We start from the raw sequence: 22645 nt of genomic DNA on the forward strand, positions 1-22645 counted from the left end.
TGTTCTGATGAATTCGTGATGTGTGAGGGATAGAGGCGGTATCCTTTTATGAAGCGATAGCGGAATAAAAGATATAGCCGAAAGCCCGATTCGCCGCGGCGAACACACCCAAATTCTTATTGTTTAATTTTTGAAATTTATTTTGAAACTCATAGAAACATAGATTTTTCTTTTTTGGGAAAGAGAATGGAAAGAAACTCGTTTCTAAAACATAGTTCTCAAAGTTTGTCGTTCCTTGGAATGACAAACTACGTTGATTGTGCTTGTTGATGCAAGTGAAACGCCTTTTTTAAATTGCTAAAACTATGTTTCTATGTGTTTAAATATTATTTTAATTTTGAAATTGCTTGATTAATAAATTCTAATTCTGAAACAGATAAATCAAAATCCATCGCTTTTGCATTTGAAATGGCCTGTTCTGCGTTTCTTGCGCCAGCCAAAACAATTGAGATTCCTTTTTGTAAAGTGGTCCAGCGTAAAACTAATTGTGAGATCGAAATGTGTTTTGAATTGGCTAATGAACTTAGTTCTTCTACTAAAGTTTTTACTTGTTGAAGATCAAATTTTCCAAAATAACCATTACGATGGTCGTTTTCTTTTAATTTACCGTCGGTAAAATATTTCCCGGTAAGTAAACCTCTTTCCATTGGGCTGTATGCTATGATTCCGATATTTTCTGCAATTGTAAATGGAAGTAAATCTGTTTCAATGCTTTTGTTGAGCATGCTGTATGCAACTTGGTTAGATGCGATTTGAACTGTTTTTTGTGCTTCCTGAATTTGAGAAACGTTGTAATTACTTACTCCAAAAGCTCTGATTTTTCCTTGCTGAAGTAAGATTTCAACGGCTTCCATTGTTTCTGAAATTGGTGTTGTTGAATCTGGCCAGTGAATTTGCAATAAGTCGATATAATCTGTTTGAAGACGTTTTAAGCTTTCTTCAATTTCTTTTATGACATTGTTTTTTGAAGAGTATTTATAAATTGGCACTTTTTTACCATTATCATCTGCATCAAAAAAGAAATCACCTTTTCCGTTGTTGCTTCCGTCCCAAACTAGACCAAATTTGGTTAGCAATTGTACTTTTGAACGATCGTAAGATTTTATTGCTTCACCAATCATTTCTTCGCTTAAGCTAAATCCGTAAAAAGGAGCGGTGTCAATTGTTGTTACGCCGTGGTCGATAGAAGCGCGAACAGAGTCGATTGAATCTTTCTTTTCGTTTCCGCCCCACATATTTCCGCCAATAGCAAATGCACCGTATGTTATGGTTGATAATTCTAGTTCAGAGTTGCCTAATTTTCTATATTCCATGATGTTAAATATTACGTTTTACAAATTTTTGACAAAATTATACCATTTTTATGAGTGTAAAATTGTATAATTTTGTCTTTTTTAGGTACATTTGCAACTTCAATAGATTCTTTAAAGATTATGAAAAAAGAAAATTTATATGAACCGTTTACTGTTTCTTTTGAAACATTGGATGAATATCCAGATGTTGGAGATCGTCATAATTTCTTTGAATTGGTTTACATTTTGAGCGGAACAGGAAGGCAGTGTATCAATAAAAATATCTTTGAATATGATGCTGGACATATGTTTTTATTGACACCTGAGGATTGTCATAATTTTACTATTGAAACGAAAACGAAATTTTTCTTTTTGAGATTTAATGATATTTATTTGAAGAATTCGAGTCTTCAAAATGAAAATATTCAGCGTTTAGAATATATTCTGCAAAATGCAAATCATCAGCCAGGTTGTATTTTAAAAAATGATGCTGATAAATGTTTAGTCAAAGTAATGATCGAAGCAATTTGTCGAGAACATAATGACAAAGATGTTTATAATCAGGAGTTGATTCAACAATTGGTAAATACCTTAATTATTATCGTTGCCAGAAATATTGCTAAATATCTGCCGGAACAAGTAAATGTGGGAACTGAAGCTAAAGCAATGGATATTTTACAATATATTCAAACGAATATTTATTATCCAGAAAAAATTAAAGCGGAGTCTATAAGTGATTATTTCGGAATTTCGAATACGTATTTAGGACGTTATTTCAAGAAACATGCCGATGAAACGATGCAGCAATATATTAGTAATTATAAAACAAAACTGATAGAGCATCGTTTGCAATTCAGCGATAAGCGCATTAATGAAATTGCATACGAATTTGGTTTTACGGACGAAAGTCACTTCAATAAATTCTTTAAAAAGCAAAAGGGTAATAGTCCGTCAGAGTTTAGAAAGACGATTCGATTGAGTGCTTAAACAAGGATTACGCAAATTTGCACGAATTTTTTTAGCCAAAGATTACACAGATTAAAAGGATTTTTAATTTGTGATAATTAGTGCAATTCGTGTTTTTAAATGATTTTCTTAATCACACGTAATTTATGTGTGTGTTTGTTTATTTCGGGATTGTAAATTCCAGTATGGTCTAAACGATCAATACGTACTTTTCCACTTGCGTGAATGATGTAATTATTGTCCATAATGATTCCAACGTGAGTAATGTTTCCCTCATCATTATCAAAAAAAGCTAAATCACCAGGTTCGCTTTCTTCAATAAAGCTTAGAGGTTCGCCTTCCAGCGCTTGTTGAGAAGCGTCGCGATGAATTTTGTATCCGTTTAGTTTGTAAACCATCTGTGTAAAACCTGAACAGTCTACGCCAAAAGGTGTTTTTCCTCCCCATAAATAAGGTGCGTTCAAATACATAAAAGCGGTGTTTATAAGTGCGCTTTTTGGTTTTATGCCACTGGTTTTTGTTCCTTCAAAATCAAAATTGGAAGTATTGATTTCATTATTGTTTAAAAAAGTTAAGGAAGCACCAAGCGGAATTGGCAGTAATAAATTGTTTGGAGAAGTGATATAATCAATTAAATCAGCGTTTAAAATAATGGCTTCTTTGCTTAATTGATTGTAGTTTTCTTCAGAAATTACCTGATATTGTTTTGAATCTACCCAGCCTTCGTAGTCATCAAACTGAATTTTTATACGCGCCCATTGCTTTTGGCGTTCTAAAATTTCGATATGCTCGCCAAACAAAAGTTGTGTAACGATTTCACTTCTGTCGCTAGGTTCAGATCGAACGGGTACTATGGCAAGATTGCAAATTCCGAACATTTAGGGTAATTTATAAGTTTAAAAAATTAGGAGTTAAAAGTAATTAATTAACTCCTAATTTGAAGTATTATTATTTAAGCTCTTTCGATAACAATTGCTGATGCGCCGCCGCCGCCGTTGCAAATTGCAGCAGCTCCGATTTTAGCATCGTTTTGTTCTAAAACATTTAATAAAGTTACGATAATACGTGCTCCAGAACAACCAAGAGGATGTCCTAATGAAACAGCGCCGCCGTTTACGTTTATTTTTTCGTTATTAAGATTTAAGATTTTTGCGTTAGCTAAACCAACTACAGAAAATGCTTCGTTGAATTCGAAATAATCAACATCTGAAATTGAAACTCCAGCTTTGTCTAAAGCTTTTGGCAATGCTTTTGCAGGACTTGTTGTAAACCATTTTGGTTCTTGTGCGGCATCTGCATAACCTTTTATGTAAGCTAAAGGTTTTAAACCTAATGCAATTGCTTTTTCTTCAGACATTAAAATTAAAGCTGCAGCGCCATCATTGATTGTTGAAGCATTTGCGGCAGTTACAGTTCCGTCTTTTGTGAAAACAGGGCTTAAAGATGGAATTTTATCTAATTTTACATTAGTGTACTCTTCATCTTTAGAGAATATAATAGGTTCGCCGCGTCTTTGTGGAACTTCTACGGGAACAATTTCATTATCAAATTTTCCGGCATCCCAAGCTTTTGCACTTCTTTCATAAGATTGAATTGCAAAATTATCTTGTTCTTCACGGCTGATGTTGTATTCAGTTGCACATAAGTCAGCGCAAACTCCCATTGCGTTGTTATCATAAGCATCCGTCAGACCATCTTTTTGCATTCCGTCCAGCATTGTTGCAGGGCCAAATTTGTTTCCAGCACGCATTTGTACGTAATGTGGAATCAAACTCATGCTTTCCATTCCGCCGGCAACGACGATTTCGGCATCTCCGCAAGCGATTGCCTGCGCACTAAACATTACCGCTTTCATTCCAGAGGCACAGACTTTGTTAACTGTTGTGGCAGCAACTTCTTCTGATAATCCTGCGAAAAGGGCAGCTTGACGAGCTGGAGCTTGTCCGACACCAGCTTGGATTACGTTCCCCATGAAAACTTCATCAACTAATTTTGGGTCTAGGTTAATTTTTGAAAGGGCTCCTTTAATAGCGGCAGCGCCTAATTTTGGTGCGGGCACGGTAGATAACCCACCCATGAAACTTCCGATAGGTGTTCTAACGGCAGAAACAATCACAACTCTTTTGTTCATTTTCTGTTAATATTAGTTATCTAGCAAATTTACTGTTTATTTGAATAAATTCAAATTTTGCGTCAATTCGATTGGATTTTAAATTTAAGATGAAATTTTTGTTAATTCTATTCGTTTGATTGTGAAGTGGTTTAGAAAAAAGATTAAAAAAACTTAAAAAAAAGCGTGAAAATAGTTGTGAGATATGGAATGTTGTCTTACATTTGCAACCGCAAAACAGAACACGTTTCTTGAGCTTGGAGAGGTGCCAGAGCGGTAATGGAGCAGATTGCTAATCTGTCGACGGGTAACCGTCGCCAGGGTTCGAGTCCCTGTCTCTCCGCTTAAATTTTGCCTTCGGGGTGTAGCGTAGCCCGGTTATCGCGCCTGCTTTGGGAGCAGGAGGCCGCAGGTTCGAATCCTGCCACCCCGACAAAACTTTACCATTAAGTTTTAAAAAAATGGTTCCATAGCTCAGCTGGATAGAGCAACGCACTTCTAATGCGTAGGTCGAAGGTTCGAATCCTTCTGGGATCACAACAAAAGCCACTCAATTTGAGTGGCTTTTTTGTTTTGTATCATTTATCAAAACTTGAAAATTGTTCTTTTAAAGGATCAACACTAAAACCTGTGGACTAGCAATTAATTTAGCATATGTATTAGTTAGTCTGAAAAGAGAATATTCTACATTTCTAATGGAGAAAAGGAGATTATTGAGAATTATATTAAGATTTCAATTGTTTGGAATGATAATTTTACTTTTAAAACAAATTAGATTTTTCTACTCTGCCTTAGAATACTTACTTTTACAATACTAACAGAACAAACAGGAATGAAAGCTAGAAAAAGACATTTGTTTATTGTAACAGCATTTTTATTATTGACATTTGGAACTGTGCAAGGACAGGAAAAAATTACAATTGTAGCGGCAGCCAATTTAAAAATTGCTCTGGACTCCATAAATAGCGTTTTTAAAATTCAAAATCCAGGTATAAATACACAGATAACCTATGGCGCTTCAGGGAAGTTCTTTGAGCAGATTTCCAACAGTGCTCCATTTGATTTATTTTTCTCGGCAGATATGGATTATCCTAAAAAATTAGAAGAGAAAAAATTGACTGGTTCTAAAGTTAAAATGTATGCAACCGGAAAATTGGTGATTTGGAGCAAAAAAACAGATCCGAATAAAAGTAAAATAAACAGTCTTTTAAGCGCCGATATTCGCAAAATAGCTATTGGGAATCCTGCAACTGCTCCTTATGGCGAAAAAGCAGTTGAGAGCTTGAAATTTTATAAAATTTATGACAAAGTAAAAAGCAAGCTCGTTTTTGGTGAAAATATTACCCAAGCCACTCAATTTATCACGACTGGAAATGCTGATATTGGAATCACTGCTTTATCGCTTGTGCTGACTCCAAACATGAAAAAAGAAGGAGGAAGGTACTATATTATTCCGCAAAAGAGTCATACACCGCTCGAGCAGGGCTGTGTAATTTTGAAAAATGCAAAAGGAAAGGCCAGTGCAGTCAAGTTTTATAATTTCATATCTTCAAAAAAAGCAATTGCTGTTTTAAAGTATTATGGATATGATACGAAAGCGCAATGAACATACTAAACGGAACCATATCGCAAATTCAATCTCATGAAGGTATTTCGCTTGTGAGAGTACAATCAAATGATGTTACTTTTTCTACAATTGTTCTCGATACACCAGAAACTTCGGATTACTTAAAAGTACAGAATCCTGTCAAAATTATTTTTAAAGAAACTGAAGTCGTGATTTCTAAAGATTTAAATCCAAATATTAGTACTCAGAATAAACTGTTATGCCGCATTGAATCTATTCACAAAGGAGTGATTTTGAGCCAGATTAATTTGGTCCATGAGCAGCAGGTTATAAAATCAATTATAACAAGAAATGCTTGTGAAGAACTAAATTTAAAGGAAAATGATACAGTATTGGCTTTAATAAAAACAAACGAAGTAAGCTTATCTGCCCATGATTAATTTAGAACCCATATGGCTTACGGCAAAATTGGCTTTGATTACCACAATAATACTTTTTTTTGTGGCCGTTCCACTTAGTTATTGGTTGTCTTACAGCAGGTTTCGGTTCAAAGCGGTTACTGAAGCTTTGATAAGTCTGCCTTTAGTTTTGCCGCCTTCGGTATTAGGTTTTTATCTTTTAATAGGTTTTAGTCCAGAAAATGCCTTTGGAAAATTTTTATCTGATTATTTTGATCTTCGATTGGTGTTTACTTTTCAGGGATTAATTTTAGCTTCAGTTATATATAGTTTACCTTTTATGGTGAATCCTATTTTGTCAGGATTGAAAAATTTGCCGCCTGCACTTCAGGAAGCTTCTTTTACGCTTGGAAAATCAAGGTTTGTAACTGTTACAAAAATTTTACTGCCCAATATACAAGCGTCGTTACTTACCGGAATTATAATGACTTTTGCGCATACAATAGGAGAGTTTGGCGTAGTTTTAATGGTGGGAGGAAGTATTCCTGAAGAAACCAAAGTAGTTTCGATTGCCATTTACGAAGAAGTAGAATCGATGAATTATCATAATGCTAATGTTTATGCAGGGATTTTGTTTGTATTCTCCTTTCTTATTTTGCTTACTGTTCATTTAATCAATAATAAATCCAGAAAAACTACACTTTATTAATGATACAGTTTAATGCCTATAAAATGCTTCAAACCGCTGACGGTGAACTGCCGTTGGATGTTTCTTTGACTTTTGAGAAAGGTCAGTTTATTGCTGTTTACGGAAATTCTGGAGCAGGAAAAACTACCATTCTTAGAATATTAGCAGGACTTACGGAGGCAGAAAAAGTACAGATAAAAGTAGGAGACGAAGTTTGGGATGATTCTGAAAAAAAGCTTCATTTGCCAGTTCAAAAACGTTCTATAGGATTCGTTTTTCAGGATTTTGCTTTATTTCCGAATCTGACGGTTAAAGAAAATTTAGAGTTTGCATTATCTAAAAATGATTCAAACGAAATTGTTACTGAATTGATAGAACTGATGGAATTGCAGTCGCTGCAAAATAGTAAACCGCAAAATTTATCTGGAGGGCAAAAACAACGTGTAGCTTTGGCGAGAGCAATTGTTCGTAAACCTGAGATTCTATTGTTAGACGAACCGCTTTCGGCCTTAGATGACGAAATGCGATTTAAGCTTCAGGATTATATTTTGAAAATTCATCAAAAATATCAATTAACTACTTTGATGATCAGCCATTCGGCAGCCGAAATTTTTAAACTTTCGGATAAAGTAGTCGTTATCGACAAAGGTAAAATTAGTAAACAAGGAACGCCAAATGAGGTATTCGCTGAAAAGAAAATAAGCAGTAAATTTCAAATAACGGGAGAAATAATCAGCATTATAAAAAGCGATATTATTTATGTTGTACAAGTGTCTTCAGGAAATAATATTATAAAAGTCGTTGCGACAGAAGACGAGATTGTAAATTATAAAATAGGACAAAAAGTACTTGTGGCTTCAAAAGCCTTTAATCCTATTATTCAGATTTTATCCTAAATCAAAAAAGCGCAGATAATGTAGTGAAAATACTCTCTCTAAGTTCATAACAAAAGCTACTCAATTTGAGTAGCTTTTGTTATATATATTTGTCAAAAGATGAATTTGTTCCTTTTGTTGAATGTAAAATTTGTTGAGTGATAAATAGCGCAAGTTTCTTTAAATACGAGAATTCTAGTGAGTTTAGAATAGTAGTTTTTAAGAAATGTTTTTTAGGAAATCTAAAAGCTGTATTTCTCTTTTTATTATTCGTACCATAAACAATCCGAAAAGCAATAAAAAACCAAATCCGCTTATTACGATATAAAGGTAAAAACCGCTGGACAAATTTTCTTTAAAAACGGGTAATAGAAACGTAAAACCGGCTGCATAAGTCAAGTAGATTATTGGTGTGCAGATGTAATGGATTTTTTTTCTCCATTGATAAAATTGAGAAGCCATTTTACTGTATTCAATTAAGGTCGTGTCCGTTTTTAAGTTTTCCAATTTTTTTACACTAATCCATTCTAAGACTACACGAAATAGGAGCATTGTGATCATAATGCACAATCCAAAATTAAATAGTGTTTGTTTATAAGCACCAACCCAAATATAATAATAGATCAATATTACTGCGGTCAGGCTCAAAATTATTCCAGTCCAAAAGTGATTGCGTTGAATCTTTTTAGTGTGTGCCTCAGCTTTTTTAATAATATCTGCGGCAGCTGGTTTTATATTGGATTCTGCTTGCTGATCCCAAATATTTTGTAATTCTTCAAATGTTTTCATTTTGTACACATTGAGTTAAACTTTTCTTGATTCGATGGATTCTAACGCGAAGTGTTTCTTCGGTTATTCCTATTACTTCTGATATTTCGGGATATTCTATTCCGTCTAAAGTCATCAGAATTATCATTTTGTTTGTTTCTTCAAGCTTTTGTATGCATTGATACATTTGTTGAAGCTGCTCGTCTTTTTCGTTTGAATAGGTTTCTGTAACGAGCTGAGGCAGGCTTTCTGTTCTAATTTCTTTTTTAGAAGATGATTTTCGTAAATAAAGAAGACAAGTGTTTACAGTAATTCTGTAAATCCATGTGCTGATGCTGGATTCATTTCGGAATGTATCTAATTTTTCCCATACCTTAATGAAAATTTCTTGAGCAGCATCTGAAGCTAATGAAATATCTCCACAAAAATAACCTTTGCACAAACGAAACACTTTATTATAATGTTTGTTGTATATGTCGTTAAATTGTTCTTTTTCAGCCACCTTATAGTATTTCTAGTTTTACTTTTTCTATAAACCACTCCGGTTGATCATACATTACGAAATGAGCCGAGTTTGCAGCGTAATAAATTTTAACGGATGGCAGATTTTCATACTGAGTTTTATATGTGTTTTGTACTGTATTAAGATCTGGATTTGTTGCTGCTAAAATTACTACTGGAATTTTAATTTTGGCAATTTCTTTACGCAAGTCTAAATTAAGCATTTCGATGTAACCATAAACATAGGTCTTTCTATCGGCAGCATTCATCCATTCGTTGATCGTTTTTTGCTTTTCTTTGTTCAAACACATATAAGATGTCGATTGCGAATTCATTGCACTGAATGTTTTTTGATCCATAGCCAGCATCATTTTGCTTTGCGGATTATCGTAAGGAATTATTTCTCCTTTATAATTAGGAATCATTAAAGCTGCACTTGAAGGTAAGGCATCAACAATAATTAATTTTTTAAATAAAGCAGGTTCTTCAGCTGCTAACCATAAACTCAAAGTGCCGCCCAAACTATGACCAATTAAGGTGGCTTTCTTTAATTTTTTAGTTTTTACATAAGAAATAATTTGGTCTTTTATTGTAGAAAACCATGGACTTTCGATTGGAGGAACATTCCCAAATCCCGCAAAAGTAAAAATGTGACATTCGTAATTTTTAGAAAGTTCGGCTACTGTTTCATTCCAAACTTCTCCTGTGCAGCCAAAACCAGGAAATAATAAAACAGGTGCTCCTTTTCCTTTTACATCTACTTTAAAAGCGGTTTGAGAAAAAACAGATTTTGAAACAAGAAGCATAAACGCGATAATTAAAATTGATTTAGTTTTCATGATGTTAAATTTTAAAGTTTACCTTTTGATGCAGTGCTATATTATTTGTTACCTCAAAAAGGGCGTTTTTTTTAAAATAAATTGCAATAGCACATAAATAGGCGCTTAACGAATGAAAAAAATGAAATAATGGTTTTAATTAACTGTTTTATAGGTGGTTATTCGTGTTGTTGAGGGTTGAATTTTGCTAAAAATATTTAAAATCTGAACTGTTATTGAGGCAAAGAATCTAAATTAAAAAACTAAGATTTTAGAAATAAAAATGTTCATTTAAGCAATAGACATTGCCTTTTACAAATCATTGATAAAGGAAGTGGTTGAAATGTAATTGCGAACAAAAGTAAAGTGGCTTTTATTTTTGTATTAAAGAGTGCAATAAACTAGAAACTGCAGAATTATAAAAACGTCCAATTGGCAATTGCTTATTTTGAATGTTGATATGATTTGCGTTATAGCCGGATATTTTTTTTATGGCGGCCAGAAAAGAGCGATGAATTCTTAAAAACAAGCCTTCAGGCAATTTATCTTCCATTTCGGTTATAGATTGGTATGTTTTGTAGCAGTCTGACAGCGTATAAATCAGTAAATAATTTCCTTGAGATTCAAAATAATATATTTCATCAAGGAAAAGTTTGACCATTTTTCTTTCGCATTTTACAAAGATAAAGGCACGATCTGTTTCTTGACTTTTAGAATGTAAAACGATTTCGTTTGACTCTCTTATTTTCGAGTATTTGCTTATGGCTTTTGTAAAACGTTCTAATGAGATTGGTTTTAGAATATAGTCTACAGCTTCAATCTCAAAACCTTCAACAGCATATTCTGTATACGCTGTTGTAAAAATCACTGCTGTTTCTGAGGGCAGACTTTTGGCAAATTCGATTCCTGATTTTCCAGGCAGATTTATATCTAAAAAAATAAGATCTATTTTGTTTGACTTTATGGCATTTTGCGCATTTGATACACTGGTAAATTTACCTTTAAGATCTAAAAAATCAAATTTAGCAATATGAAGTTCCAGCAAAATTGATGCAGGTAATTCATCCTCAATAATAATACAGTTAATTGCCGCCATCTTTTATTTTTATTTTTAAAGAAACAAAAAAGCTTACCGTTTCATTTTTTATAGTCAAAACATGTGTGTCTGGATACAAGAGTTCTAATCTTCTTTTTACATTCGAAATTCCTATGCCGCTGTTTACATTTTCAGGATACAGATTAACATTTTCAGAAAGGCTGTTCTCAATTTTAACAACTAACCATTCATCATTAATAGTAATAGAAATGGTTATCCAGCCTTGATTGTTTTCGTCTAAACAATATTTATAACTGTTTTCAATAAACGGCAGTATCAAAAAAGGTTCTATCGAATGGTTTTCTACAGAGCCATAAACACTAAAACTCAATTGAAGCTGATTCTCAAAACGCAGTTGCTGCAGCGAAATATAGTTTTTGAGGTAATCTATTTCGTTTTCTAATGAGATGCTTTTGTTGTTGACATCATAAATAGAGAATCGCAGGATATCGGATATTTTTAAAACGATTTCAGCTGAATCATCAGATTTACTTAGAATTTTAGAATACAAACTATTGAGAACATTAAATAAAAAATGGGGATGAAACTGATTTCGAAGAGACGAAAGTTCGGCTTGCAGTTTTTCGGATAAAATGGTTTGCACTTTGTTTTTTTCTTCGGCTAGATAATAAAATAGTTTAAAAGCTATTGGTATAGTAACTACAAATTGAAGTTTACTCACATTATACAAAAAAACGGGTGCTGATAAAAGAGGTTCAATTTTCCAGAACGTAAGATAATAACGCAGGATTATAAAATTGTCTATTAAACGTTGTAAGAAAGCAAAAAGCAGAATTAGAATAACGTAAGCAGTAATAAAGGTTATCGTTTTTTTCTTGAATAATAAACGAGGCATTAAAAACTCAACAACAATCGTTACAAAAAGAATTTTAGGCAAAATACTGTACCATTCATTGCGCAATGCGGTAATAAAATCGCCTGCCGGCAAACCCTGAATTAAACTAAAAAGCAAAATATATCCCAGCCAATACAAGGTATATAATCTAATTATGATCGATCTATTTTCAGGATCGTATGCCATTATCTTCATTTTACTTATTTGTTTTTCTGATACATGTAAAAATAGTGCTTTTGTTTGAAACCAAAATTGTCGTTTGCAACGTAAACAATGTTGTTTGAATAAGTTGCTTTTTTAGAATACTGAAGAAAAATACCTTTCGGCAGTAATATTAATCTAAAAATAGCTTGAGATGAAAAAAACATTCTTTTTTTACTTGGTTTTAATGTGCTTCACATGTATTGTTAATGCCAAAAATATTGACGTTTATCCTACCAATTGGTGGACAGGAATGAAAACAAATTCGATACAATTACTTATTAGAAGTACAGATGAAGCTTTTTCATCAGCTGAGGTAAGTATAAATTATTCAGGGATAAAAGTTCTGAAAACACATCAATTTTCAAACAAAAAATATCTTGCTGTAGATATTACAATTTTGCCAGAAGCTCTTGCAGGAACTGTTTTGATTGAAGTTGTTAAAAACGGAAAAAAACAAAAAATTAACTGGCAGCTTAATGCTCGAAGATCAGGAAATGGAACTGAATATGCACAAGGTGTAAATTCTTCAGATTTTATAGATTTAATAATGGTAGATCGCTTTAGTAACGGTGATCCGTCAAATGATCGGGTAAAAGGGATGAGAGATCAATCGTTAGACCGAAATCAAATGTATGATCGTCATGGAGGCGATTTGCAAGGTGTAACTAATAATTTAGATTATCTGCAGGGTTTAGGAATAACCGCTTTATGGTTTACACCAGTGATGGAAAATGATATGATGAACCGCACAGAACATGGTTATGCAATTACAGATCATTATAAAATTGATGCTCGTTACGGCGGTGATAAAGCCTATAAAGAGTTGAGTGATCAGCTGCACAAACGCGGTATGAAATTAATATTTGATGCCGTTTACAATCATTTTGGGCTTTATCATTTTTTAGAACAAGATCAGCCGGAAAATGACTGGGTGCATCGCTGGCCAGAATACACGCAAACAAGTTATAGAGAGCAGCCGTTGTTTGATCCATACGGAGCAAAATCAGATCAGAAAAAAATGAGCAATGGCTGGTTTGATAAAATTATGCCGGATATTAATCAGGATAATCCATACATGGCAAACTTTTTAATTCAAAACTGTATTTGGCATATCGAAACATTTGGAATTGATGGTGTTCGTTTAGATACGTATACTTACAATGATTTGAATTTTGCAAATAAATGTAATCAAGCCATTCTAAATGAATTCCCTAAGATATCTATTTTTGGAGAAATCATGGTTCACGGCGTTGCGAATCAAGCTTATTTTGAACAAAATAATATAGAAACGCCTTTTAAAAGTAATCTGCCGTCAGTTGTTGATTTTCAGAGTTTGTATTACGGAATTATTCCTGCGCTTACACAGCCATTTGGTTGGACAGATGGCGTAAATAAACTATACTATACTTTAAGCAGTGATTTTTTGAGTAAAAACCCAATGAAAAAAGTATTGCTTTTAGATAATCATGATGAGCCTCGTTTTTTCTCGGTTGTGGGTGAGAATGTTGAGAAACAAAAAATGGGTTTTCAATGGCTGTTAACCTGCCGCGGAATTCCGCAATTGTATTATGGTTCTGAGGTTTTGGTTAAAGGATTTAAAGCGCCAGATGGTCTGGTACGCAGTGATTTTCCTGGTGGATGGAGTACTGATGCAAAAAATGCTTTTACAGGAAAAGGCTTAACAGAGGATGAAAAATCGACTCAGGATTTAGTTCGAAAACTAGCCAATTTTAGAAAAACATCTTCGGCTTTAACCACAGGAAAATTAATGCATTATGTTCCAGTTGATGGTTTGTATGTTTATTTTAGATATGATGAAAAGCAAACGATTATGTGTGTTATGAATACTAGTAATGACGCTAAGGAGATTGATTTTCAGGAATATATAGAGAGAACAGAAGGATTCAGTTCAGCTAAAAACGTTGTGACAGATGAAAAGTTTTCATCGTTGAAAAAAACATCGATACCTGCGATGAAAATGTGGGTTCTGGAATTAAATAAATAATTCAGGTTTTTAGTGATGAAATTTTATTTAAAAAAGATCACAACTATAATGCATTGTAGAAACGCTGCATTTTTGGCATTGCTCTTTTTTCAGATAAGTTTTGGGCAGATGGCACCTAAAGTTGATAGAAAGGTTTATACCACAAAAGCTTTAGGTGTTTTGGCTCCGCCTGTAATTGATGGACTTTTAACGGATGAAAGTTGGAGTATTGTAGATTGGACAGGAGATTATATAGAAAATCTTCCTGATGAAAATACGGAACCTATTGAACAAACCAAATTCAAGATTGTCTACGATCAAGATTATATTTATTTCGGATTTCGATGTTATGACAAGGATCCTGAAGGAATTGTAAAACGATTATCGAGACGTGACGGATTTGAGGGCGATTGGATTGAAATTAATATCAGCAGTCACAATGATAAGCTTACCAGTTTTTCATTTGCAGCTTCTGTTGCTGGTGTAAAAAGTGATGGTTTTATTTCTGACAACGGAAAAACTTGGGATGGAAATTGGAATCCGATTTGGTATTTAAAAACAAATATAGATGATGAAGGATGGACTGCCGAAATCAAGATTCCGTTAAGTCAGTTAAAATTTAGTGATTTACCAGAACAAGTCTGGGGATTACAATCTACGAGAAGATATTTTAGAACAGAAGAGCGTTCCGTTTGGCAGAGAATCCCGCTCGATGCGCCGGGCTGGGTTAGTGAATTTGGAGAGTTAAGAGGTTTAGTAGGTTTGTCTCCTAAAAGACAGATAGAAATTCAGCCCTTTGCGCTTTCAAAATTAGAAACCTATCCACAAGAAGCAGGAAATCCGTTTAAAACAGGAAATGATTTTAAGCTGAATGGAGGTTTGGATGCGAAGATTGGCATTACGAATGATTTGACATTAAACCTAACAATAAATCCTGATTTTGGACAGGTAGAAGCAGATCCTGCAGCTATAGTTTTAGATGGTTTTCAAGTTTTTTATGATGAACGGCGACCTTTTTTTGTTGAGAACAAGAATATTTTCAACTATACTTTTGCTGACGATCAGGACAATTTGTTTTATTCTCGCAGAATCGGACGAAATCCTAACGGACAGCCAAATCTTCCAGAAGGAGCTTTTATGTCGATTCCTAATAATACAACTATTTTAGGAGCAGCAAAATTTAGCGGAAAAACAAAAAAAGGCTGGTCAATAGGAGTACTTGAAAGTGTTACCAACAAAGAATATGCAAGTGTTCAAGATGATAAGCAGTCAACAAAAGTGCTTGTAGAACCATTAACCAATTATTTCGTTGGCCGAGTTCAAAAAGATTTTAATAATCGGAACAGTTATTTTGGAGCTGTTTTTACGGCTGTAAATCGAAATTTAGAAACTGATTTTTTGAGTTTCATGCATAAATCGGCTTACACATCTGGAATCGATTTTATGCACAACTGGAAAAATAGAAAGTATTATTTAAAAGGCAATTTTGTTGCGAGCAGAGTAGAAGGCAGTGAAAAAGCGATTACAGCAACACAACGAAATATGACACATTTATTTCAGAGAGTTGATGCCGGACATCTTTCAGTTGATACTTTAAGAAGATCATTAACGGGAACCGGCGGCAAATTTGAAATAGGAAAAGCAAGTGTTGGCAGCTGGAGATATAAAGGAACTGTAATTTGGAGATCGCCAGAACTAGAGCTCAATGATATTGGCTTTTTAAGACAAGCCGATGAAATTAAACAAACTGCATTTGTATCTTATGAAACCTTAAAACCGTTTAGTCATTTTAGAAAAATCACAACAAATTTGGAAGAACTTTCCAATTTTGATTTTGAAGGAAATTACAATAAAATGCAATACACTCTTAATTTAGATGCTGTGTTAAAAAACAATTGGAGTTTTGTTGCTTTGGCTATTTATAAACCGCTAAATTATTCAAATTCTATTTTACAGGGCGGACCTCGATTTCGTTATTCAGAAGAGTTTTTTAAATCGATCAGTATTACATCAGACAGCAGAAAAAAGTTCAAATACAATTTTGCACTTTATGATACTAAAGGAAAAAATAATTCATTTTCGTACACAGAATTTGCGGCGGGTTTTATTTATCAGCCTGTAAATGCTTTTACGCTTTCTGTTAATCCCAGTTTTTCTTCAAATAAAAACAAACTGCAATATATTGCTCAAGCTGCCTTTAACAAAGATGCTCGTTATCTTACAGCAAGCTTGAATCAGAATACTTTAAGCGCTTCAATACGACTAGATTATAATATAAATCCAAATTTGACTATTCAATATTACGGGCAGCCCTTTATTTCTAGAGGAAGATATAACTCCTTTAATAAAGTTATAAATCCTACAGCTTATTATTATGGAGATCGGGTAAGTTTGTTTCAACCAGATCAGATTCATTTTGATGAGGTAAAAAACAGTTATCAAATAGATGAAGATACAAATGGAGTTACCGATTATAGTATTCATAATCCCGACTTTTCATTCGTGCAGTTTCGATCAAATTTAGTTGCACGATGGGAATATATTCCAGGTTCCGAATTATTTTTGGTTTGGTCGCAGGGAATAACATCAAATGGAAATCCTAATGAAAACTTATTTACAGAATTAGATTCTCAGATTTTAGGAAGAAAACCAACGAATACTTTTTTGATAAAAATCACGTATCGATTTATGCTTTAAAATTATTATTAAGCCTCTATTTTTTACAAAGAAATAGAGGTTATTTTTTTTGGTTTTAATATCAATTATTACAGATCGTATCTTTATTTTTGCACTCGTAAATCATAAGGATTTGAGTTGTGTAAGTTAGGTTTTCTTAATAGTATTTTAAAATTCATGACCTTAGATAATTGGCCGAAGCACGTTCAAAAATATCTTTTTCTTCTAAAAGATGGATTTTTTCAATTGCCCTATTTATTTAATTCTCCTAAAATTATGCTGGATAGTTTATTAAAACTGCCCGGCATGAATCATACGCATTTAAAAAAGTTTTTTTCTTTAGAAACACCACTTTGTAAGGTAAAAATGTACTATCGTGAAATTGAAGACGGTTTTTGGCTTCTTGCTACGTTTATGAATGTTAAAGAAAACATTGTCACAAAATCGTATTTTGATAAACAGGAATCAAGTGAATATTATTTGCTTACTTTTTCTGTTTTCGAATATAAATTTCAATTGAAAGATACAGACGAAGTTACTCTGTTAAGCACATGTTGGACTTTTAGTAAACCAGATACTGAAATTTCGAGCTATTTTTATAAAGGCACAACAGGCAGATTTTTTAGTTTTGCGATTACAAAAGATTGGGCTCATAAAAATTTAATGTCTAAAAAAGTCAAAGAAAAAAAGGCATTAAAGAACTTCTTAAACGGAAATAAAGGATCTTATACTTGGTTAGATATTGTTCCAAAAGCTCATGAAATGGGAGCGAAATTATCTGAATTAATAGATAAGGGAGATGCTGATGGAACTGAAAATCTTGACATAAAGAAAAGATCGATGAAATTGATGACGGCATTTTTTAATAATGCTTTTAATGACAGCCGTATAATCGACAATATTTCGTTAAGTAACCTTGAATACCATCAAGTTGCAAAAGCCGAAAAAATAATTCTGCACAACTTACACCTTCCGTTTGTTGGTATCGAAAGTATAGCAAAAGAAGTAAATACCTCAAGTACGAAGTTAAAATCTAATTTTAAAATTGTCTTTGGTTTTTCGATGCTGCAATATCATAAAGAGAAAAATATGTTGTTGGCGATGCAGCTGATAGAAAAAACAGATATTCATATTCAAAATATCGCGCTTTTAACTGGTTATGATTCAGCAGGCCGATTTGCTGCAAGTTTTAAGAAAAGATTCGGGAAGTTACCCTCAGAAGTACGTTTTAGCGAAGTTCAAGAATAGTTTTTTTCCAAAAAAAAGATTTAAAAGAGTTTGTTTTGTAAGTTTTATCATTCTAAGAACTTCTTTTTAAATGTTTGATTTTAAATATTTTGACAAAAGTAAATCCGATTAAAAAATAGTTTTTTTCTGTCAAATAAAACATTTGAAATTGCCCATTAAAAAATGTCCGAATTGACTATTCACAGCTTTTTTTTTCAGTTACATTTGGCGGCGAAATATAAGAAGGGATTACTAATAATGCTTTTAATTGCTGACTTTTAAGCATTCTCTTCTGTATGTTTTTTAATGTTTATTTGAATTTTTTTCAATTAAAAAATACCACCCCAATACGTAGATTTTATGTTTTCTATCTGTACGATACATAATTTTTTGAAGCGAATAGTTTTATTATTATTTCTTTATTCTTCCTATTTATGTGCACAGGAAGTCAGTCCTGCCGTTCAGCAGCTTCGCACTAATCTAAACAGGCTGAACAACGAAAAGCAACTTGACAGTATTGGTTTTTTGATTCAAAATCATTTAGAAAAAAATAAGTTAAGCGGTTTTGAACTTCAGCTTTTACTTTTTTTTCAGGGAAATTATTACAGTCAAATTGCAAGAACTTCTGATGCAATAACTGTTCTGGAAAAAGCAGTTGCTTCAAGGGTAGAAGGAAAGAATGCGGAAAGCATATATAACAAAAGTTTATTCCTTTTGTCTGATTTACACTTTACTCAAAAAGAGTATAAAAAGGCATTTTATTATGCAGATTTATGTAAAGACAAGTTTGCTTTGCCCAATAGAGCTCACGAATATATTGTTTTGCATTTAATTTGTGGATACTATCATTATGTAAATTATGATTATAAAAAGAGTACCGAAGAATTTTTGCTGGCAGAAGCAGCAGCAAAGAAATATGATCGTTGTAAGCTTTCAGAAGTTTATGTAAAGACAGCTCGCATTTACAGTAGAAGAAATCAATTGGATAGAGCAAAGAGAACCATAACCGAAAGTGTTAGAATCGCAGACAGTTGTGATGCTTTGGAAAATAAAATTAACGCTATTAGAACGCTGCGAGAAATTTTGGTAGAACATGGTGAATATGAAGCTGCGCATAAAACATTTGAGAAACTGGATAGATTAGTTGGAATTGAAGATATACAAACTAGAAATATTCGGATAGATTCCTTTCAGACAGCGAATAAAATTAAACTTAAAGACCAGCAAAACAAGAATTTAAAACGAATAAATAATTCGAAAGAAATAAAACTGCAAAAACAAAAAGCAGCACTCGTTGCTTCGTTAATCGGGATTAGTTTATTAGTCATTTTGCTATACTGCATTTTTGTATTGACTAGAAAACAAAAGTTAAATAATGAAAAACTGAAATTGCAGAAAGCAGAGATTGAAGATAAAAATAAGGAGTTAAAGCGTCTTAATTTACTTCATCAAAAGATTTTTACGGTTATTTCTCATGACTTTAAAGAACCTATTACGACACTAAAAGTGCTGTTGGATAATGAGGAAGTTCTCAGCAGTGAAAATAAAACGGTGTCTTTATACATTAAGTCAATAAATCAGCAATTGGAACAGGCGGACGGAATGCTTACTAGTTTACTCGATTGGGCAAAAGCAGAGTTGATAACTACTGTTTCAAATAATAGCGAAATTAAATTAGTTGAACTTATCAGCAGAGCAAAGAAAGAATTGTCACATCAATTAAAAGCAAAGAACATTCAAATTGAAAATCGAGTTTTAAGAGAAACGGCTATTGTTTTTAATCCTACAGTTTTAAGTATTGTGCTTAGAAATATAATCAATAACGCTATTAAATTTAGTTATGAAAACAGCGTGATTATTATCGAATATGAGAATAACGAAATCATAATAAAAGATTTTGGAAAAGGTGTTGAGCCTAAAAAAATTGATAAATTGTTCAAAAAAAGTATAAACCCGGGACTTGGCACTAATCTCGAATCTGGGTTTGGAATTGGCTTGTATTTATGTCAAGAATTAATGCTGAAAAATAAAGGCAGTCTTGATGTTTTTAATAATGAATCTGCAGGCTGCACCTTCAAAATTATGTTACCGAAATAGGGAAAACCGCTATTTATTTAATAAAAAATTTGCCCCTATTTTGTATCATGATGCACATTGCTTTTTTTGAAGACCAGCCTATCGTATGTACAGGTCTTAACAGTTTCTTTTCGCAGCAAAAAGATTTAGAAGTCCTTTTTTATGCTACCAATAAATTAGATTTATATGCCAAAATTGAAGAACATTCGCAGTTAGATTTGATTATAGTCGACTTAGTTGCAAATGATGTTCAAGGATTAGAAATTTATAAATACCTCAATAAAAATCATCCAGATTTAAGCGTTATCGCTTTTACATCACTTTCGAGTCCAATTTTAGTCGAAAACCTTTTGGCTATGGGCGTGAAAGGATATGTAAACAAAAATCAAGATATTGAAGAACTTCTTGAAGCAATAAAATTAGTATGGGAAGGCGGAATTTATCTGCCGGAAGATTACTCGTTTTTAGCAAAACAAAACCGAATTGGAACTGCAATTACTCTAACTCCAAAAGAGCTTTTAATTATGCAGTTAATAATTAGAGAATTTACTACAGCAGATATTGCTAAACAACTGCAGCTGGCCGTTAATACGGTAGAAAATCACAGAAAAAACATTTTTAACAAACTCGATGTCAGCAATGTTGCAGGGATGGTGCGTGAAGCATCAAAACTGGGGCATATTAATTAATAAAACTGAAATCGTTTACAGGCTTTAACCCCGGTTATACATAACAAATTCAGGAATAATAGATTATTTCTGAGGACTATTTTGTGGAATTTTAATTATTTACTATATGGTGAACTTTACTTTTTTTAAAATTTTATTTAGGAATAAAGAAAGGAATTTGGATCGACTTCTGATTCTTCCTTTTTTTATGCTCCTATCATTGACTATTGGAGTCAGAGGGTATTCACAAACTGAGACCACCCATAGTGCAGGCCCTAATGATGCCGTTATATTGAGCACATTAGACGGAAGCGGTGTTGTTTTAAGCAATCCTACATTAGTAAAAGGGGATAGAACTAAACAAATTGCTCTTTTCTCTGGAGGAATTCCTGCTGGACTAGCAATTAGTAATGGTATTTTATTTTCTACAGGTCTCGCAAGTGATGATTTAGCGGCTAAAAACGCAAAACTATTTGTGAGTAATCAAATTACAGGTAATACAGCAATAGATGCTGATTTGAAAACGCTAAATTCATCAGCAAGTTATGACGCAGTTGTATATACCTTCAAGGTTACATTAGATGCTAAGATGACCGCTATACGAATCTTTTTTCAATTTGGATCAGAGGAATATCCTGATTATGTAGGAAGTAGGTTTAACGATGTATTTGGTTTTTTTATTTCTGGACCAGGAATAACAGGGACAAAAAATATTGCAAAATTACCATCGAGTGATAGAGAAATTTCTGTAAATTCAGTTAACGGAGGAGTTCTTGGAGTTTCAAAAGATGCGACAGGAACACCTACAACAGATTTAGGTCAGACTGCTTATTATATAAATAATGGTCACACTAATACTGGAGCTAAAAATACTGGTACTGCTATAAAACCGGTATTTGTTGAATATAATGGATTGACAAAAATGCTTTCTTATGATTTAACTGGACTTACTCCAGGAGCTACTTATGATTTTAAAATTGCAATTGCCGATGTTGGCGATGAAAAGTATGATTCGGGAGTATTTGTAGATGTAATTACAGCAAGTTATGGTGCAGATTTATCGGTAAAGAAAGAAGTAGTTGGAACTCCTAAAAAAGTAGGAGACGAAGCCGTTTTTACTATTACAGCAAGCAATGCTGGTCCATATGGAGCAACCGGAGTAAAAGTAAATGATTTATTACCTTCAGGATATACTTTTACATCTGCAAGTCCATCAGTAGGAACTTATAATACTGGGACTGGTGTTTGGAATATTGGAACACTTGGCAATAGAGCAAGTGCCACTTTAACAGTGAGAGGAACTTTAAAAGCGACTGGAGATCACAATAATATTGCCTCAATTACTGGAATAGAAGAAGATCCAGATCTTACAAATAATGAAAGTTCGCAATATCCAGTAAAAAGACCAACAGCGTTAAACGATACAAAAACGACTAACGAGGACACACCTGTGACTATCAATGTTACTGCAAACGACACGGATCCTGACGGAACTATAGACGTTGCAACCGTAGATTTAGATCCAGCAACAGCAGGAATCCAAACTACATTCAGTGTAACAGGACAGGGAACTTACAGTGTAGATGCTTTAGGAGTTGTAACTTTTACTCCAGCAGCGAATTATAACGGAGTTGCAACAGCAATTAATTATACTGTAAACGACAAAGATGGTTTTATTTCTAATAGTGCTACAATAACAGTAACAGTTACCGCAGTAAACGATAAACCAGTTGCTGTAAACGACAGCGCTGAAACAGACGAAGATACTGTTGTAACTATTGATGTTACTGCAAATGACACTGATGTTGATGGAACCATAGATGTTACAAGCGTAGATTTAGATCCGGCAACAGCAGGAATCCAAACTTCATTCAG

19 protein-coding genes and 3 tRNA genes are annotated in these 22645 nt (G+C 33.3%); 14 read left to right on the top strand and 8 right to left on the bottom strand.

The genetic code is table 11. The features are described 5' to 3' along the window. Positions 1-326 precede the first annotated feature (326 nt). The gene (locus B0A81_RS19780; RefSeq protein WP_089059612.1) at positions 327-1313 is read right to left on the bottom strand and encodes an aldo/keto reductase; all 987 of its coding nucleotides are present in this window, start codon (positions 1311-1313) and stop codon (positions 327-329) included. Positions 1314-1433: 120 nt separating this feature from the next. On the opposite strand from B0A81_RS19780, the gene B0A81_RS19785 reads away from it, so the two are divergent. Then, on the top strand, positions 1434-2279 hold the full coding sequence (locus B0A81_RS19785) for an AraC family transcriptional regulator (RefSeq protein WP_089052768.1): 846 nt from the start codon (positions 1434-1436) through the stop codon (positions 2277-2279). Positions 2280-2374: 95 nt separating this feature from the next. On the opposite strand, the gene B0A81_RS19790 is transcribed toward B0A81_RS19785, so the two are convergent. Both B0A81_RS19790 and B0A81_RS19795 read right to left on the bottom strand, forming a co-directional pair. Next, on the bottom strand, positions 2375-3136 hold the full coding sequence (locus B0A81_RS19790) for a C40 family peptidase (RefSeq protein WP_089059613.1): 762 nt from the start codon (positions 3134-3136) through the stop codon (positions 2375-2377). 74 nt (positions 3137-3210) lie between these two features. Next, positions 3211-4389, bottom strand: coding sequence for an acetyl-CoA C-acyltransferase (locus tag B0A81_RS19795; RefSeq protein ID WP_089059614.1), 1179 nt, complete (start codon positions 4387-4389; stop codon positions 3211-3213). Between the two features lie 238 nt (positions 4390-4627). On the opposite strand from B0A81_RS19795, the gene B0A81_RS19800 reads away from it, so the two are divergent. The 7 genes from B0A81_RS19800 to B0A81_RS19830 all read left to right on the top strand — a co-directional run bounded on the left by B0A81_RS19800 (position 4628) and on the right by B0A81_RS19830 (position 7917). Continuing rightward, positions 4628-4711: transfer RNA gene (locus B0A81_RS19800), tRNA-Ser, on the top strand. 15 nt (positions 4712-4726) lie between these two features. After that, positions 4727-4801, top strand: a tRNA-Pro gene (locus tag B0A81_RS19805). A 30-nt stretch (positions 4802-4831) separates the two neighbouring features. Further along, positions 4832-4905, top strand: a tRNA-Arg gene (locus tag B0A81_RS19810). Positions 4906-5200: 295 nt separating this feature from the next. Then, the gene (modA, locus tag B0A81_RS19815) at positions 5201-5974 is read left to right on the top strand and encodes a molybdate ABC transporter substrate-binding protein (RefSeq protein WP_089059615.1); all 774 of its coding nucleotides are present in this window, start codon (positions 5201-5203) and stop codon (positions 5972-5974) included. Beyond that, positions 5971-6375 (top strand): TOBE domain-containing protein, encoded by a 405-nt coding sequence (locus tag B0A81_RS19820; RefSeq protein ID WP_089059616.1) that lies wholly within the window; start codon positions 5971-5973, stop codon positions 6373-6375. The genes modA and B0A81_RS19820 overlap by 4 nt, the downstream gene beginning before the upstream one ends. Beyond that, the gene (gene modB / locus B0A81_RS19825; RefSeq protein ID WP_089059617.1) at positions 6368-7042 is read left to right on the top strand and encodes a molybdate ABC transporter permease subunit; all 675 of its coding nucleotides are present in this window, start codon (positions 6368-6370) and stop codon (positions 7040-7042) included. The genes B0A81_RS19820 and modB overlap by 8 nt, the downstream gene beginning before the upstream one ends. Next, the gene (locus tag B0A81_RS19830) at positions 7042-7917 is read left to right on the top strand and encodes an ABC transporter ATP-binding protein (protein WP_089059618.1); all 876 of its coding nucleotides are present in this window, start codon (positions 7042-7044) and stop codon (positions 7915-7917) included. Before modB ends, B0A81_RS19830 begins: the two co-directional genes overlap by 1 nt. Before the next feature lie 198 nt (positions 7918-8115). Here the strand turns inward: B0A81_RS19830 and B0A81_RS19835 are convergent, their stop codons facing one another. The 5 genes from B0A81_RS19835 to B0A81_RS19855 all read right to left on the bottom strand — a co-directional run bounded on the left by B0A81_RS19835 (position 8116) and on the right by B0A81_RS19855 (position 12130). Then, positions 8116-8685, bottom strand: coding sequence for a hypothetical protein (locus tag B0A81_RS19835; RefSeq protein WP_089059619.1), 570 nt, complete (start codon positions 8683-8685; stop codon positions 8116-8118). Next, positions 8672-9166 carry an RNA polymerase sigma factor gene (locus B0A81_RS19840; RefSeq protein WP_089059620.1) on the bottom strand — a complete coding sequence of 165 codons (495 nt, stop codon included), beginning with the start codon at positions 9164-9166 and terminating at the stop codon, positions 8672-8674. The genes B0A81_RS19835 and B0A81_RS19840 overlap by 14 nt, the downstream gene beginning before the upstream one ends. Before the next feature lies 1 nt (position 9167). Then, on the bottom strand, positions 9168-10004 hold the full coding sequence (locus B0A81_RS19845) for an alpha/beta fold hydrolase (RefSeq protein ID WP_089059621.1): 837 nt from the start codon (positions 10002-10004) through the stop codon (positions 9168-9170). Positions 10005-10356: 352 nt separating this feature from the next. After that, entirely contained in the window at positions 10357-11079 is a 723-nt protein-coding gene (locus B0A81_RS19850; protein WP_089059622.1) for a LytR/AlgR family response regulator transcription factor, read from the bottom strand. Next, entirely contained in the window at positions 11066-12130 is a 1065-nt protein-coding gene (locus B0A81_RS19855) for a sensor histidine kinase (protein WP_089059623.1), read from the bottom strand. Before B0A81_RS19855 ends, B0A81_RS19850 begins: the two co-directional genes overlap by 14 nt. A 160-nt stretch (positions 12131-12290) precedes the next feature. On the opposite strand from B0A81_RS19855, the gene B0A81_RS19860 reads away from it, so the two are divergent. From B0A81_RS19860 to B0A81_RS19885, 6 genes are all read left to right on the top strand, one after another. Further along, positions 12291-14144, top strand: a complete 1854-nt coding sequence (locus B0A81_RS19860; RefSeq protein ID WP_089059624.1) for an alpha-amylase family glycosyl hydrolase — start codon at positions 12291-12293, stop codon at positions 14142-14144. Between the two features lie 48 nt (positions 14145-14192). Beyond that, the gene (locus B0A81_RS19865; protein ID WP_089059628.1) at positions 14193-16820 is read left to right on the top strand and encodes a DUF5916 domain-containing protein; all 2628 of its coding nucleotides are present in this window, start codon (positions 14193-14195) and stop codon (positions 16818-16820) included. 156 nt (positions 16821-16976) lie between these two features. Further along, complete coding sequence (locus tag B0A81_RS19870; protein ID WP_089059625.1) at positions 16977-18047, top strand: helix-turn-helix domain-containing protein; 1071 nt, start codon at positions 16977-16979, stop codon at positions 18045-18047. 369 nt (positions 18048-18416) lie between these two features. After that, positions 18417-20123: a tetratricopeptide repeat-containing sensor histidine kinase gene (locus tag B0A81_RS19875; RefSeq protein ID WP_165768102.1), complete on the top strand. Its 1707-nt coding sequence runs from the start codon at positions 18417-18419 to the stop codon at positions 20121-20123. Positions 20124-20170: 47 nt separating this feature from the next. After that, a complete protein-coding gene (locus tag B0A81_RS19880; protein ID WP_089059627.1) occupies positions 20171-20791 on the top strand; it encodes a response regulator in 621 nt (206 codons plus the stop codon). A gap of 271 nt (positions 20792-21062) precedes the next feature. Next, positions 21063-22645, top strand: a 1583-nt coding sequence (locus B0A81_RS19885; protein WP_165768104.1) for a choice-of-anchor L domain-containing protein, incomplete at its 3' end; no start/stop codon positions are given.

It is taken from the genome of Flavobacterium plurextorum (genome assembly GCF_002217395.1).
GTDB lineage: Bacteria > Bacteroidota > Bacteroidia > Flavobacteriales > Flavobacteriaceae > Flavobacterium > Flavobacterium plurextorum.

Excerpts from the sequence above, each read along its gene's own strand:
- B0A81_RS19780 (WP_089059612.1), bottom strand. The coding sequence starts at position 1,313 with ATGGAATATAGAAAATTAGGCAACTCTGAACTAGAATTATCAACCATA.
- B0A81_RS19785 (WP_089052768.1), top strand. The coding sequence starts at position 1,434 with ATGAAAAAAGAAAATTTATATGAACCGTTTACTGTTTCTTTTGAAACA.
- B0A81_RS19790 (WP_089059613.1), bottom strand. The coding sequence starts at position 3,136 with ATGTTCGGAATTTGCAATCTTGCCATAGTACCCGTTCGATCTGAACCT.
- B0A81_RS19795 (WP_089059614.1), bottom strand. The coding sequence starts at position 4,389 with ATGAACAAAAGAGTTGTGATTGTTTCTGCCGTTAGAACACCTATCGGA.
- modA (WP_089059615.1), top strand. The coding sequence starts at position 5,201 with ATGAAAGCTAGAAAAAGACATTTGTTTATTGTAACAGCATTTTTATTA.
- B0A81_RS19820 (WP_089059616.1), top strand. The coding sequence starts at position 5,971 with ATGAACATACTAAACGGAACCATATCGCAAATTCAATCTCATGAAGGT.
- modB (WP_089059617.1), top strand. The coding sequence starts at position 6,368 with ATGATTAATTTAGAACCCATATGGCTTACGGCAAAATTGGCTTTGATT.
- B0A81_RS19830 (WP_089059618.1), top strand. The coding sequence starts at position 7,042 with ATGATACAGTTTAATGCCTATAAAATGCTTCAAACCGCTGACGGTGAA.
- B0A81_RS19835 (WP_089059619.1), bottom strand. The coding sequence starts at position 8,685 with ATGAAAACATTTGAAGAATTACAAAATATTTGGGATCAGCAAGCAGAA.
- B0A81_RS19845 (WP_089059621.1), bottom strand. The coding sequence starts at position 10,004 with ATGAAAACTAAATCAATTTTAATTATCGCGTTTATGCTTCTTGTTTCA.
- B0A81_RS19850 (WP_089059622.1), bottom strand. The coding sequence starts at position 11,079 with ATGGCGGCAATTAACTGTATTATTATTGAGGATGAATTACCTGCATCA.
- B0A81_RS19855 (WP_089059623.1), bottom strand. The coding sequence starts at position 12,130 with ATGAAGATAATGGCATACGATCCTGAAAATAGATCGATCATAATTAGA.
- B0A81_RS19860 (WP_089059624.1), top strand. The coding sequence starts at position 12,291 with ATGAAAAAAACATTCTTTTTTTACTTGGTTTTAATGTGCTTCACATGT.
- B0A81_RS19865 (WP_089059628.1), top strand. The coding sequence starts at position 14,193 with ATGCATTGTAGAAACGCTGCATTTTTGGCATTGCTCTTTTTTCAGATA.
- B0A81_RS19870 (WP_089059625.1), top strand. The coding sequence starts at position 16,977 with ATGACCTTAGATAATTGGCCGAAGCACGTTCAAAAATATCTTTTTCTT.
- B0A81_RS19880 (WP_089059627.1), top strand. The coding sequence starts at position 20,171 with ATGATGCACATTGCTTTTTTTGAAGACCAGCCTATCGTATGTACAGGT.